The following is a 12,962-nucleotide window of genomic DNA, read 5'->3' as shown; positions in this document are numbered from 1 at the left end:
CTGAATTTGCCGCAGGGCAGCAGGTATTCACCCAGGAAATGGCAATTTGGCACTTGACATTGTTCAGGGCGGCATAAGAGCTTTTGAACAACTTTAAGGGGGAGAGTCCAATGAAACCATCACTGTGGAAATGGAGTACCCGGACCGTGGTAACGATCGGGATCGGTGCAGCGTTATACGGGGCGACCAGTTGGATCGGCATACCAATTGGGCCGGATACGCAGCTTCGTCCGGCTATTGCGCTGCTGACGATTTTCGGAGCGCTTTTTGGTCCGGTGGTCGGCTTTATCGCCGGGTTTATCGGGCATGTGATCAATGACTTTATTACGAGCGGAACCGTTTGGTGGGGCTGGGCTTTAGGCTCGGGGATCACAGCGGCGTTTATGGGGCTCATTTATTTGTCGAAGGACTTCAACCCGCAGGAAGGACAAATGAAAAGAAGCCATGTAGTCCGTTTGATCGTTTTTGGCGTGATCGGTATTTTCGTTTCCCTGGCGTTCTCGGGACTGTTCGACATCGTTGTGATGGGTGAACCAAACGACAAAATCGTGATTCAGGTCGTATCCGCGGGTCTTGCCAACGTCGCCGTGTTTCTCATTCTGGGCCTGCCGGCGGTATGGGCGTACGCCAAGCGGAATCGTTCCAATACTAATTTAAGCGTGGACAGATAAGGAGCTCCAAATGCCGATGCAGCATGTAATCTCATTCCGCAATTTCAGCTTCCGCTATAAAAGCCAGGCCGAGCCAACGATTCGAAACATCAACCTCGACATCAGGCGCGGGGAGAAAATATGGATTGCCGGGCCGAGCGGTTCCGGAAAATCGACATTAGCCCATTGCATCAATGGGCTAATTCCCTTTTCATACAGCGGCGAGGTGTCCGGAGAACTTTATATCGACGGCAAGGAGGCCGTAGCTTCAAGCATATTTGAACGCAGTCGCCGGATCGGAACGATCCTGCAAAATCCGGACTCCCAGTTCGTCGGACAAACCGTTGGGGAAGACGTGGCCTTTCAGATGGAGAATGAAGCCGCCCCCCAGGCGGAAATGAAGGCTGCGGTCATCTCGTCGCTGGATCTGGTCGGCATGCTGGGTTACGAGGAACAAGGACCTCATGACTTGTCCGGCGGCCAAAAGCAGAACGTTTCTCTCGCCGGGGTATTATCGACCAAAGCCGATGTGCTGCTGTTTGACGAGCCGCTAGCGAATCTGGATCCGGCCAGCGGCGCCAGAGCGATGAAGCTGATTGACGAGATTCACCGAAAAGAAGGGAAAACCGTAATTCTCATCGAACACCGGGTCGAGGATGTCCTGCAGGAGCGGGTTGACCGAATCGTCGTGATGAACGATGGGGAAATCGCCGCGATTGGCACGCCGGAAGAGCTGCTTGCCGCCGGAGTGCTTCCGGATTACGGCCTGCGTCAGCCGCTGTATCTGGAGGCGCTCGCATACGCAGGGGTTCCGTTGAACGTGCTGCCGGAACTCGCGTCACCCGAGGGGACCCTGCCAACGGGGCATAACAACGGCGAAGAAGCCGCGGGACGGGAAAAAGGAGGACGCGCCGGGATCGGCGAACGGGAAATCGGCGATCGGCTGGAGGCCTGGATAAGCTCGGTGAAGCCGATGAATCCCCGCGAAGCCGGCAAAACCCTGCTTGAGCTCAAGGAGGTGTCCTTTGCTTACGAAGCGGGCCGGGACGTCGTACGACAGGTAACGATGAATATTGCCGAAGGGGAAACCGTAGCTCTGCTCGGCAGCAACGGGGCGGGGAAATCGACGCTCTCCGGACTCATCACCGGACTGCTCAAGCCGCGCTTGGGTGAAATTCGGCTGAGGGGGGAGCTCATGAATAACTGGTCGATCCGCCGCAGAGGGGAAGAGATTGGCTATGTAATGCAAAACCCCAGCCATATGCTGACCCAGCACATGATCCGGGAAGAAATGGGGCTTGGCCTCGCCGCACGCGGCGTGCCGCCTACTGAGTGGGATGAACGAGTCGAAGAGACGCTGCGCATTTGCGGTCTATACCCTTTCCGCAACTGGCCGGTTTCCGCGCTCAGCTTCGGGCAGAAAAAGCGGCTTAGCATCGCCGCCATCCTCGTTCTTCAGCCGAAATTGATGATCCTTGACGAACCGACCGCAGGCCAGGATTACCGTCATTATACGGAATTTATGGATTTTATCGATCGTTTGGCGGCTCAGGGAATGGCCTTTTTGTTCATCACGCATGATATGCATTTGGCGCTGGAGTACGCGGACCGCGCTGCCGTGATGGCAAATGGACAAATTATCGCCGTAGACTCGGTGGCAAACGTCCTGTCTGACCCCGAAACGGCGGCTCATGCCAATCTGAGGGAAACGAGTTTATCCCGTTTTGCAAGAATCTGGGGGTTGTCATCCCCTTCCAGGTTTGTTCAGGCTTTTATCGATGCAGAGAAAAAGGGGAAATTGTCATGAATCAAACGGGCAGCCTCTATGTCCGCGGAGAGTCTTTCTTCCATAGGATGGACGGCGCGGTCAAGCTGGTGATGCTGCTGATCTGGACCGTTGTGACCTTTCTGTTCATGGATATGCGCGTTTTCGCTTTTTTGCTGCTCCTCGGGGCGGCCATGCTCGGTTTAGCCAGGATTCCGGCAAAACGCATGGCTCTTCTGTTTTGGGTGCTTATCGTATTTACCTTCATTAACAGCATCTTGATCCTCATCATAACGCCCCGTTACGGGAGTCGCTTAACGGGAAGCAGCACGCCGCTCATCCCGCTTGGTTACGACACAATCGACGCGGAAACCTTATTTTACGTACTCACGTTGTCCCTGAAATATTTAACGCTGCTGCCGATCACGATGCTGTTTATTTTCACGACGCATCCGAGCCGCTTTGCCGCAAGCTTGAACAAGCTGGGCGTGCCTTACAAATTGGCTTACGCGGTTAACATTGCGCTCCGCTATATTCCCGATCTGACCCAGGAGTTCCGCAACATCGTGAATTCCCTGCAGATGCGCGGGTTAGGCATATCGCGGGGGGATGGAAGCTTATTTCGGCGGATGCGAAATCTTTCCCTGACCGTCGTTCCGCTATTGATATCTTCGCTTGAGCATATCGAATCGGTAACCAATGCGATGGATTTACGTGGTTTCGGAACAAATCCGCAGCGCACATGGTACATGGGAACCTCCATGTCCCGCAGCGACAAGGCCGTGGTGCTGTTGTTCATCCTCCTCCTCGTCGGGGCCATTCTGCTTAAACTTCGCATGTTCCAGCAATTTTGGTATCCTTTCTAAAAAGGGCTGGGATTTGACTCATTTAACAGACTCATTCAACAGACTTACGCAACAGACTTATGCAACAGATTCATTCAACAGGCTTACGCTACAGAGTCACCCAACAGTGTCACACTACAGAAATTGTTGGAATGTTGCATATTGTGCAAAATTTTAACCGCGCTGGCTGGCTTGCAGCTCGTTTTGTTGCATAAAGAACATAATGGAGCTAATCGGCTCAAAATTGGACGGTAGAGGTCAATAATGTTGCAAGAAATACAACATCTTTGCTGGATTGCGGCTTCATGCTCCAATTTGTTGTACTAGATACAACATTTCCTGACCTGCTGCTCACCCGATATTCCGTCTCTAATCCTGCAAAAGCATAGCCCCCGGAATTGCGGGTGAGGCTTAAATACACCACGGCCATGGCTGAAATCAAGCGGCCTATTTGGCTCGAACCGATATCAAACGGAAGTGAACCAGACTCGCTTTTGAACAAGGCGTCGGCGAGGTATCCCCAGTAAGGGGATAAATTAATTAGAAAAGTTGGTTTGCAGAGCCGCTTCCTTCCGCGTCATATGCATTCAGTATACGAATTTCATATAATCAAAATGATTAGAAAGTGCGAAGAGGAGAGGATACAATGGTCAAACTGGTGCCGATGACCGACAAAGAGTACCGCGCGTTTTGGGAACGGTCGGTTCGGGATTACGCGGTGGAGAAAGTGACTTCGGGGACATGGGAGGAATCGGAAGCGCCGGCCCTTTCGGAGGCCGCTTTTCGGAGACTCCTTCCGGAGGGGAAGGATACGCCGGACGCTTACTTGTTCACCGTATTGGACGCAGAGGGCAGGACGCCCGTAGGCCATATCTGGTTTAATCTGAGCGAGGATAAAACCGGCCGTTCCGCGTTCATTTACGACATTCTGATTTACGAGGAATTTCAAGGCAAAGGTTACGGTCAGGCCACGATGTCCGCGCTGGATGAGGAAGCGCGCGGTTTGGGAGCGGGCAAGATTTCCCTCCACGTGTTTGGTCATAACCAGCGAGCATTCCGCTTGTATCAAAAGATGAGCTACGAAATCACCGACATCGTAATGACCAAAAAACTGTAAGTTCAGCCGGAACCGTCACGCAATATTTTAACGGCAATCCTTGAAATATGTCCGCCAGATAGGTACTATGGTTGAAGAAGATGCGAAAGCCGCATCATCGCTAACGAAAGTTCCGAGCGTCATCTTTCGAAATCATGAACTAAACGAATGAGGAGTTGTCATAAAATATGGCTTTAAAAGCAGGCATCGTGGGCCTTCCGAACGTTGGAAAATCCACATTGTTTAATGCGATAACCCAAGCGGGGGCGGAATCCGCCAACTACCCGTTTTGCACCATCGATCCAAACGTCGGCGTCGTTGAAGTGCCAGACGAGCGTCTCGATAAGTTGACCGAGCTGGTTGTTCCGAACCGGACGGTTCCTACCGCGTTTGAATTCGTCGACATTGCGGGACTGGTGCGCGGGGCCAGCAAAGGCGAGGGTCTGGGCAACAAGTTTCTGGCCCATATCCGCGAGGTGGATGCCATCGTGCATGTGGTCCGTTGTTTTGAAGACGAGAACATCACCCATGTGGACGGCAAAATCAATCCGATCAGCGATATCCAGACGATTAACCTAGAGCTGATTTTGGCGGACGTGGAGAGTGTAGAGAAACGAATCGAACGCTCCCGGAAAAATATGAAAGGCGGCAATAAGCAATACGCCCAGGAAGTCGAGGTACTGGAACGAATCAAGGAGGCGCTCTATAACGATCAGCCGGCGCGCAGCGTGGAGCTGAACGATGAGGAGAAGCTGATCGTGCGCGATCTGCATTTGCTTACCTTGAAGCCGGTGCTGTATGCCGCTAACGTCAGCGAGGACGGCGTGTCCGATGCGGACAGCAATCCGTTCGTGCAGCAGGTTAAGGATTTTGCCGCCGCGGAAGGAGCGGAAGTTGTGCCGATCAGCGCCAAGGTGGAAGCGGAAATCGCCGAGCTCGAAGGCGAGGACAAAGCGATGTTCCTCGAAGAGCTGGGTCTTCAAGCCTCAGGTCTCGACCGCCTGATTCAAGCGGCATATCGCTTGCTTGGCTTGTACACCTACTTTACCGCCGGGGTACAAGAGGTGCGTGCCTGGACGATCCGCAAAGGCACCAAAGCGCCGGGAGCGGCCGGCGTTATTCACACAGACTTTGAGCGCGGCTTTATCCGGGCGGAAGTTGTCTCTTACGGCGATCTCGTCTCGGCAGGCTCGATGAACGTTGCCAAAGAGCGCGGACAACTGCGCCTCGAAGGCAAAGACTACGTGGTACAGGATGGAGACATCATGCACTTCCGGTTTAACGTATAAGATCGAAATATCGATTTGTTGGAATCGTGCATTCGATGACAAAACGGCCTGCCGATTTACGGCGGGCCGTTTTTCTATAACGAACGCGGCGTTTCTCAACCGAAATGCCGGGATTCGCGGCTGTTTTCAAGAACCTTTCCGGGAGCGGCCTCGTTTTCCGAGGTAATATACAAGTGAACGGTGAAGGCGCAGCATAAGAGCAGCAAAGCGCCGACGAGCAGAAAAGCCGAGTGCAGGCTGGTAAATGCGGTGAAAATACCAAAAAGCAGCGGATCCATCAATTGGGCGGCCCGGTTGGACATCAGCCTGAGACCGATTCCGAGCCCCCGTTCCTCCGGTTCCGTAGAGCCGGCGATCATAGAAAGCGTCATCGGCTGGTTGATGCCCAGCGCGAGCCCGGTTACAAAAACAAGGGCCACAAGCAGATAGTAATTGGACAGCAGCGGAGCGGCAAACAGCAGAAGCAGCGAGACCGCGTAGGTCAAAATCAGCAGCCACCGGAACCTGAGCTTCGCCATTAGCCAAGGATAAACGGGACGGACGAACAACGCGGAAAGCGCTCCTATGGAGACAAGCAGGCCTACCTTTGTGTTCGATATCCCCTGCGATTCCAACTGGATTGGGAGATAGGCGGTTCGAACATCGACAATAAACAAAGAGATAAAGGTGGTCAATAAGATTGCGCCGAATTTCCGGTCCCGAATCAGTTTAATGCACTGCCGAAAGACGTGCTGTATTTTGCCTGCTTCCAAAATCCCCGATGGGCGGAACGAACGTTGGCGAACGCTGGATTCGGAAGGTACGCGGCGAAATGAAGCGGCCTCATCCGGCATAGCTGAAACGGGGCTCTCCGACTCTTCGCGGCACTGCCAGGAGGTCAATATTAAGGCCATGCTGCTTACGGTATATCCGAGGAAAACCATCTTATATCCGAACTGGTCCGACAGATAACCGGAAAGGAGCGGGGCAATCATTTGGCCGATGGCCATGTATAGGGAAAAGGTGGCGAATCGTCCTTCACTCCCTTGCTTCGGCCCCTCGGTGATGAGCACCTGAACCGCGAGCCAGACCGACATTTGTCCCAGGCCGGCCAGCAGTTGGGCCATAGACAGCACCCAGGGGCCGGAAGAGATCAGGTACAAAAATCCGCTGACCAGCATCATCAAGGAGCCGGCACGCAATACGAGGGTGCGGCCCAGCCTGTCGGCGACGAATCCGCCGGGGATTGCGGCCAGCATCGGCAGCAGTGCATATACCGCCAAAACAATACCGATGCCGACGCCTTGGATGCCTAAAGAAGCGGCATACAGCGAAATCATGGGTCTGGTTAGGGAAAAGGCGAACCAGTATAATCCGCAGGACAAGGAAATCCAGACCGGATTGCTGCGATTGGAGGGGGAGAGGGATATGGAAGGTCTCGACATGTCTGTATCACCTCGATCAAGTTTTTAGCTGTGTCAAAGAAACGGAGCCCCCAAGGGAGACGGGGGCTCCGTTTTTTGTTTGACCTCTTTACCCTTTTTTACACCGTGGCGCTGGGGCTGACAGAGGAGAAGTCGATTTTTCCGTCGTGGAGGCCTTTTTCGGTTTGAGAAATATAACCGATTGCTTCTTCCGTGCTGATGACGTCTGCGTATTTGGCGTTCATGTCGAAAAGGTTGATCGCATGAGAGGCCTGGCCGCGGTCGAAGGTGCATTCCTCAACAACGCCGACGAAGAAATTATAGGAGAAGGCGTCGATGACGCTGGCTCGTACACAGCCGCCCGTAGTAGTTCCGCAAATAAGCAGGGTGTCGATGCCTAGATCGGTAAGGTATCCGACCAGCGGAGTGCCGTGAAACGGAGACGGTTTGAGCTTCTCAATCACGATATCGCTGGCCAGCGGAGCGATTTCGCGAACGATTTCGTTGCCGCCGTAGCCGGGAACCTCTTTCTTTTCTCCGGACCGGCTGTTTTTTCGTCTCCAGCCTCCGGCGTCGAAACCGTCGGCCCGGCGGTCGATTCCCGTGGAATAAAAGACGGGAATGCGCTGCTCCCGGGCGGCACTAAGCAGCTGCTGAATATACGGGATTGCTTCCCAGGCCACTTCGCCGCAGCTGTTGCGCCAGGTTTTTACCGACTCCAGAATGGGTTCCTTCTTATGTCCGCAAAAGGCATAGTTGACATCAACCACCAGGATGGCCGGGCGTTTCCCGAAACCTGCCTTTACGTCATATCCGGCACTTCCGAACACCTGCTTGTCGCGATCCGTCAAAAATTCATCCCATACTCTCATGTGAATAAACCTCCTTAAATTTGGTTTCGGTTATTTAACAAACTGAGTATCTACAATGTCTTTGTAGCCGATGGAGTCGTCCTTCAACAACCCGGCGGCGCGAACGACGGCCAAGCCAGTCTTCACGGAATCTTCAGTAATTTGGCCGGAATATTCCCATAATTCGTCCGCGTATGACCGATTAAGCGTTGCTTTTAACAGGTCGTCCGACATGCTGGGGAACTCCTGCTTGGCAATTTCCATGCTTTCCTCTTTGTTATCGCGCAGGAATTCCAGTCCCTTTTGAATCCCTTGGACGAATTTTTCCACAACTTCCGGTTCGCCTGTAATGTTGCTTTCCTTGATGTTGATCGTCGAGTAGGCGTACGGCCCAAGCTCTTTCGGAACATTGTAGAAAGGTTCTTTCCAAATCCCCTCTTCAATGCCTTGAGTCAGTACAGGCTCGGTCACCACGGCCACATCGGCCTGTTTCTGCTTGACAACGGCCGGAATCGCTCCGTTATCGACTTCCTTCAAAATCAGATCCTTATCGAGCTCATACCCCCATTGGTCGGCCAAATAACGGATGATGGAGTTGGGAGTTCCGCCGTATTGGGAGACGGCGACGGTTTTGCCTTTCATGAAAGCGGCGATGTCCGTTCCGGGTTCCAGATCGGATCTGGCGACTAGATACACATTCCCACGGTTGACGATATTAACGATGGCCCGCAGATCCTCGCCCTTCGCTTTGGCGTAGGCATTATGCTCGGGGCCGCCGATGAAGCCGAAGGCTTGGTCGGTCAGCACGGCGTTGGTATGCGCGCTTCCGCCTGAAAGCGTCACGGCTTTTACGGACAGGCCGTCGAAGAGTCCTTTTCGGATGGCGACATATAGCGGTAGGTAACCTGTGCTGTGAACCGGTTCGGCTATGACCAATTCTTTGACGGATTTGGAGCCTCCGTCGTTATCCGACGCTGCCGACGCCGGATCGGCGGCAGCCTTTTCTTGGGGAGACGCCCCTCCGCAGCCGGCTATCAGCATGACGATGATCAAGACTGCAATAAATACCACCGATCTTGAAAATGGTAGAGATCTGGCTTTGCTCATGATGGTTTTCCTCCCTCGATTCTCCAAGTTTCTCTTTATTTATTTTTGATGCGTAAATCCTTTCAGCAGGTAAGCCTCCAATCTCCCGACAAGGATGTAGAGCAGCATGGAGAGAATGGATAAATTGAAAATGTTGGCCCAGATAAGACTGATCTCATAAGTTTGGCCTGCGTAGAAAATCATGCGACCCAGCCCGTGTTCGGAGCCGATGTATTCCCCTACGATCGCACCGGTCAGAGCAAGCCCGATGTTGATGCGAAGCGCCGATATCATCGCCGGAATCGCGGTCGGAACGATCACTTTGTTAAATACTTGAAGTCTGGAGGCGCCCAGGGAATAGACCATCCGTACCAAATCCTTGTCGACGCTGCGCACGCCGTTGTATGTGGTCAATGTGGTGATAACGACGGTGATGGCGAAACCCATGGCGATTTTGGAGCCGATGCCGATCCCGAAGACCAGCACGATGATCGGCGCCAGCGCCAATTTGGGCATGGCTTCGAACATAATGATGAAGGGCTCGAAGATGCGTGCGTAATATTTGGACCACCAGAAGGAGAGGCCCATAATCGTTCCGCCCGCCGTACCAAGCAAAAAGCCGATAACGGTGGAACGAAAGGTATAAAGCGTGTCTTGCCAGACGGCTCCGGATTGGACGCTGCTCCACCAAGTTCGTGCAATCTCCGCGGGTTGGCTCCAAAAGAAGGGATTGATGATCCCCGTACGCGCTCCTATTTCCCACAGCAGCAAAATGACAAGAAACAAAACGAACCGTCCCACATTGACCAGCCCGGTTTTGGGCGTTCCCATTTCATATTTCAAACCGTTGGCTTTGGGCCGGTGAGGCGCTGTACGTCCGATTTTCCCCAACTTGCCGCCGTTTTCTAATACATCCGTCTCGCTTTGCATAGCTCTCACTCCTCTCTTTGGTTATATAAGCGTTACACCGCCGCTTCTTCTTTGTAGGCCTTCATCGTTTCTTCGGACAAGGTGCGAAGCGCTTCTTCCTTTAGTTCAATAAAGTGCGGAGACGTGATAATTTGCGGTTTTCGCGGTCTCGCCAGGTCGATGGTGAGATGGCGTTTGATCGTTCCCGGTCTGGAGGTCATGATATAAACCTCGTCGGACAGATAAATCGCCTCCTCCATGTCATGCGTGACGAACAGAATCGTCTTCTGAAAATCGTCCCACAGGTCGAGAAGCCATTCCTGCATCATCGCCCGGGTCTGAGCGTCCAACGCTCCGAAAGGTTCGTCGAGAAGAATAATGTCGCGATCGTACATAATGGTCCGCAGTAGGGCAGCACGCTGCCGCATCCCACCGGACAGTTGGGCCGGATAATGGTGTTCAAATCCTTTAAGACCGTATTTGTGCAGCAGGGGCAGCGCTTTGGCCTTTGCTTCTTTTTTGGGAACCTTTTGAATTTCCAATCCCAAAATGACGTTGTCCAGAATGGTGCGCCATGGCAGCAGCAAATCCTTTTGCAGCATGTAGCCCGTAATTCCGGTCAGCCCGTCAACGCGATTGCCGTCTACATAGATGGCTCCTTCGGAGGTTTCGACCAACCCGGAAATAATATTGAACAATGTTGATTTCCCGCAGCCGCTGGGTCCAACGATGCTGATGAAACGATGGTTGGGAATTTGCATTTCCACCGGCCCGAGCGCTTGGACAGTGGTGCCGTTTGCAGTCAAATATGCTTTACTTACGTTTTCCAGCTCCATTTTGTACGGGGTCATCTCAGCCACCTCCTTTGTGTTAAGTAAATAGTAATATATGTGACATCAAGGGAGTAATAAAGAGATTTTATATCATCGATGTAAGGTAAACTAACACGAATGACGGCGAGCGACTGATTTTAACGGGATAAATCGTTGTTTCGGAACTCAGCGACTTGTTCTTTAATGCTGGCTTGAAGCTGAGGCAGCAGCAGCTTTATGTTATCGGAAACGGAGAGAGAGTGAAGGCAGTAGAAGCTTTGTTTAAGGTGAATTTCCTGGAGCGGGATTTTTTCGATGGACGCGTCGTTTCCGGTCGGCCATAAAGAGGACAGGGGCAATACGGAGCAGCCGCTCCCTTGCGCAACCATTTGACGGATGAGATGAGAGGTGTCCACCTCGATGGTTTTTTGGGGATGAAGCCGCAAGGGGGTGAATAACTTGTCCTCCAAGAGCTCGCGCAGCGGCATATGCCGCTTGAGCAGAATGAACGGTATCTCCTGCAAATAAGTGGAGAGGCTTTGGAATCTGGGGAAATTGGGCTGCTTGGGACCGATGAAAACGAGCGGCTCCTCGAACAGCTTTACGGCCTGGATTTGAGGCAGCGGGGAAAAGAACTGGTTGACGAAGGAGATATCCAGTTCTCCGGAAGCGGTCCGCAAGGCCAGCTCAAGCGACTGGCCCGTATTGATCTTCCATTCGGCGCCCGGAACCTGCTCCTTCATGGAGCGGATGACGGAAGGCAGCATGATGTGGGTTAACGACTCGACAATGCCGATCCTCAGTTTGGGTTCCTCCGGGTCCTCCGACAGCTTGCGGACCGTCTCTTTGCCCGCTTCGAGGGCGCTGAGCGCATATTGGGCGTAAAAGTAAAATTTTCGTCCGGCGTCGGTCAGAAATGCTCCGGAACGGGTTCTGTGGAACAGAGGGATCCCTAGCTCGGACTCCAGACCGGCGACGCGAAAACTGACGGCCGGCTGGGTTAAAGCGACGTAATGGGCGGCTTTGCTCATGCTTTGACTTTCGGCCACGGCAAGAAACACTTTGAGATCCAGCATATCCACGCGGTTCCCTCCTCATGTCTGACGGCAATGATGTTTATGTAAGATTATTTTACATAAAAACTTTTGAAAAGGAATAAAAATTTTCAATAAGACGGAAAGCTCGCATAAAATGTGATCGGGTGTGGATGTCGGGGCGGAGGCGGATCAAACCGGGTGCGGCTCAAGAATTTGGCAAAGTTGCGAAGTATCATATTGCTTTTGGATAGCTCCTCTCCGTATACTGATTTCAAGCTTCGCCAATTTTAGCAAGGAGGAATGTTATGAGTATGGATTATGCGTTGTCCAGGAAAAGCCAACTGGACACCCGGGAATTGCTGTTGCTCGAGTCCGAAGTGAAGAGGCAAGGAAAAAACATGGTAGTTGCGTACGTCCTGTGGTATTTTCTCGGCGTTTTCGGCGGACACCGGTTTTACATGGGGAAAACGGGCACGGCCGTGACGCAGTTGGTATTGTCGATCACGCTCGTCGGTTTCATCGTAACCGGCATTTGGTGGATCGTTGACGCGTTTCTCGTCCATGTTTGGGTAAGAGAACATAATGCGGCTTTGGAGAACCGCTTGATCGATCAGATTTTCTTCGATCGCGGCAGATCTCCCGAGTACCCGATCTAATGGTCATGAACAAAAGTGATTTGTCGACCCGGGAACTGCTGCTGCTGAGTTCGGAAATGAGTAAAAGGGAAAAATCGCTTGGCCTGGCTTATATGATGCTTCTGGCCGGCCATTTGGGCGTACATCGGTTTTATCTGAAAAAGATCGGTACGGGTGTCGCTCAGCTTTGCTTGTTTGTACTGGCCATTATTTTTTACTTCGTGTTTATTGTCGCGGCCGGCATGGAGACGCCAAATTCTCCGGAGAGCGTCGGATTTTTGCTTTATTTGATCCCCGTAGCCCTTTTTGGGATTTCCTTAACGGTTTGGGTCATTGTCGACGCGTGCTTGCTGCCGGGGATGATCCGGAACTGGAACTCCGAGCTCGAACAGAAACTTATCACTCAAATCGCCGCTATTCGTTCGGGAATACATAACTAAAGCAAGAAAAGATGCGAATTTGAAAAGCAAGAAGAGGGAAAGCCGCGGTCCGGCCAAGAGGTCGGAGCTGCGGTTTTTTGATTCCGTAACCCCGGTGGAGCTGAGAGCGGAAACAACGTGGTTCATACGTTGGCATATCTCTAT

At 52.6% G+C, this 12,962-nt stretch carries 13 protein-coding genes; 7 read left to right on the top strand and 6 right to left on the bottom strand.

Going from position 1 to position 12,962, the window contains the following annotated elements:
- Nucleotides 1-110: 110 nt before the first annotated feature.
- The 5 genes from ACI48K_RS20055 (at nucleotide 111) to ychF (ending at nucleotide 5,645) form a co-directional block, all read left to right on the top strand.
- The gene (locus ACI48K_RS20055) at nucleotides 111-671 is read left to right on the top strand and encodes an ECF-type riboflavin transporter substrate-binding protein (RefSeq protein WP_475029401.1); all 561 of its coding nucleotides are present in this window, start codon (nucleotides 111-113) and stop codon (nucleotides 669-671) included.
- Nucleotides 672-687: 16 nt separating this feature from the next.
- Nucleotides 688-2,457, top strand: coding sequence for an ABC transporter ATP-binding protein (locus ACI48K_RS20050; protein WP_475029400.1), 1,770 nt, complete (start codon nucleotides 688-690; stop codon nucleotides 2,455-2,457).
- The gene (locus tag ACI48K_RS20045; protein ID WP_475029399.1) at nucleotides 2,454-3,281 is read left to right on the top strand and encodes an energy-coupling factor transporter transmembrane component T family protein; all 828 of its coding nucleotides are present in this window, start codon (nucleotides 2,454-2,456) and stop codon (nucleotides 3,279-3,281) included. The genes ACI48K_RS20050 and ACI48K_RS20045 overlap by 4 nt, the downstream gene beginning before the upstream one ends.
- A gap of 625 nt (nucleotides 3,282-3,906) precedes the next feature.
- Nucleotides 3,907-4,377 (top strand): GNAT family N-acetyltransferase, encoded by a 471-nt coding sequence (locus ACI48K_RS20040; RefSeq protein WP_475029398.1) that lies wholly within the window; start codon nucleotides 3,907-3,909, stop codon nucleotides 4,375-4,377.
- Nucleotides 4,378-4,544: 167 nt separating this feature from the next.
- Nucleotides 4,545-5,645 (top strand): redox-regulated ATPase YchF, encoded by a 1,101-nt coding sequence (ychF, locus tag ACI48K_RS20035; RefSeq protein ID WP_475029397.1) that lies wholly within the window; start codon nucleotides 4,545-4,547, stop codon nucleotides 5,643-5,645.
- 95 nt (nucleotides 5,646-5,740) lie between these two features.
- Here the strand turns inward: ychF and ACI48K_RS20030 are convergent, their stop codons facing one another.
- From ACI48K_RS20030 to ACI48K_RS20005, 6 genes are all read right to left on the bottom strand, one after another.
- Nucleotides 5,741-7,069, bottom strand: coding sequence for an MFS transporter (locus ACI48K_RS20030; RefSeq protein ID WP_475029396.1), 1,329 nt, complete (start codon nucleotides 7,067-7,069; stop codon nucleotides 5,741-5,743).
- A gap of 98 nt (nucleotides 7,070-7,167) precedes the next feature.
- On the bottom strand, nucleotides 7,168-7,920 hold the full coding sequence (locus ACI48K_RS20025; RefSeq protein WP_475029395.1) for an isochorismatase family protein: 753 nt from the start codon (nucleotides 7,918-7,920) through the stop codon (nucleotides 7,168-7,170).
- Nucleotides 7,921-7,950: 30 nt separating this feature from the next.
- A complete protein-coding gene (locus ACI48K_RS20020; RefSeq protein WP_475029394.1) occupies nucleotides 7,951-9,006 on the bottom strand; it encodes an ABC transporter substrate-binding protein in 1,056 nt (351 codons plus the stop codon).
- A gap of 39 nt (nucleotides 9,007-9,045) precedes the next feature.
- Nucleotides 9,046-9,915 carry an ABC transporter permease gene (locus ACI48K_RS20015; protein ID WP_475029393.1) on the bottom strand — a complete coding sequence of 290 codons (870 nt, stop codon included), beginning with the start codon at nucleotides 9,913-9,915 and terminating at the stop codon, nucleotides 9,046-9,048.
- A 32-nt stretch (nucleotides 9,916-9,947) separates the two neighbouring features.
- Nucleotides 9,948-10,745 (bottom strand): ABC transporter ATP-binding protein, encoded by a 798-nt coding sequence (locus ACI48K_RS20010; protein WP_475029392.1) that lies wholly within the window; start codon nucleotides 10,743-10,745, stop codon nucleotides 9,948-9,950.
- Nucleotides 10,746-10,864: 119 nt separating this feature from the next.
- A complete protein-coding gene (locus ACI48K_RS20005; protein ID WP_475029434.1) occupies nucleotides 10,865-11,782 on the bottom strand; it encodes a LysR family transcriptional regulator in 918 nt (305 codons plus the stop codon).
- Between the two features lie 272 nt (nucleotides 11,783-12,054).
- Here ACI48K_RS20005 and ACI48K_RS20000 point away from each other — a divergent pair, with 272 nt between their 5' ends.
- On the top strand, nucleotides 12,055-12,399 hold the full coding sequence (locus ACI48K_RS20000) for a TM2 domain-containing protein (protein ID WP_475029433.1): 345 nt from the start codon (nucleotides 12,055-12,057) through the stop codon (nucleotides 12,397-12,399).
- 5 nt (nucleotides 12,400-12,404) lie between these two features.
- On the top strand, nucleotides 12,405-12,818 hold the full coding sequence (locus ACI48K_RS19995; protein WP_475029391.1) for a TM2 domain-containing protein: 414 nt from the start codon (nucleotides 12,405-12,407) through the stop codon (nucleotides 12,816-12,818).
- Nucleotides 12,819-12,962 lie beyond the last annotated feature (144 nt).

The organism is Paenibacillus terrisolis (assembly GCF_056171975.1).
The sequence above is the reverse complement of the archived record's forward strand: the minus strand, read 5'-3'. Positions and strand labels throughout refer to the sequence as shown.

What these genes read in the sequence shown, in the direction of transcription:
- ACI48K_RS20055 (WP_475029401.1), top strand. Translation starts at nt 111, where the DNA reads ATGAAACCATCACTGTGGAAATGGAGTACCCGGACCGTGGTAACGATC.
- ACI48K_RS20050 (WP_475029400.1), top strand. Translation starts at nt 688, where the DNA reads ATGCAGCATGTAATCTCATTCCGCAATTTCAGCTTCCGCTATAAAAGC.
- ACI48K_RS20045 (WP_475029399.1), top strand. Translation starts at nt 2,454, where the DNA reads ATGAATCAAACGGGCAGCCTCTATGTCCGCGGAGAGTCTTTCTTCCAT.
- ACI48K_RS20040 (WP_475029398.1), top strand. Translation starts at nt 3,907, where the DNA reads ATGGTCAAACTGGTGCCGATGACCGACAAAGAGTACCGCGCGTTTTGG.
- ychF (WP_475029397.1), top strand. Translation starts at nt 4,545, where the DNA reads ATGGCTTTAAAAGCAGGCATCGTGGGCCTTCCGAACGTTGGAAAATCC.
- ACI48K_RS20030 (WP_475029396.1), bottom strand. Translation starts at nt 7,069, where the DNA reads ATGTCGAGACCTTCCATATCCCTCTCCCCCTCCAATCGCAGCAATCCG.
- ACI48K_RS20025 (WP_475029395.1), bottom strand. Translation starts at nt 7,920, where the DNA reads ATGAGAGTATGGGATGAATTTTTGACGGATCGCGACAAGCAGGTGTTC.
- ACI48K_RS20020 (WP_475029394.1), bottom strand. Translation starts at nt 9,006, where the DNA reads ATGAGCAAAGCCAGATCTCTACCATTTTCAAGATCGGTGGTATTTATT.
- ACI48K_RS20015 (WP_475029393.1), bottom strand. Translation starts at nt 9,915, where the DNA reads ATGCAAAGCGAGACGGATGTATTAGAAAACGGCGGCAAGTTGGGGAAA.
- ACI48K_RS20010 (WP_475029392.1), bottom strand. Translation starts at nt 10,745, where the DNA reads ATGACCCCGTACAAAATGGAGCTGGAAAACGTAAGTAAAGCATATTTG.
- ACI48K_RS20005 (WP_475029434.1), bottom strand. Translation starts at nt 11,782, where the DNA reads ATGCTGGATCTCAAAGTGTTTCTTGCCGTGGCCGAAAGTCAAAGCATG.
- ACI48K_RS20000 (WP_475029433.1), top strand. Translation starts at nt 12,055, where the DNA reads ATGGATTATGCGTTGTCCAGGAAAAGCCAACTGGACACCCGGGAATTG.
- ACI48K_RS19995 (WP_475029391.1), top strand. Translation starts at nt 12,405, where the DNA reads ATGAACAAAAGTGATTTGTCGACCCGGGAACTGCTGCTGCTGAGTTCG.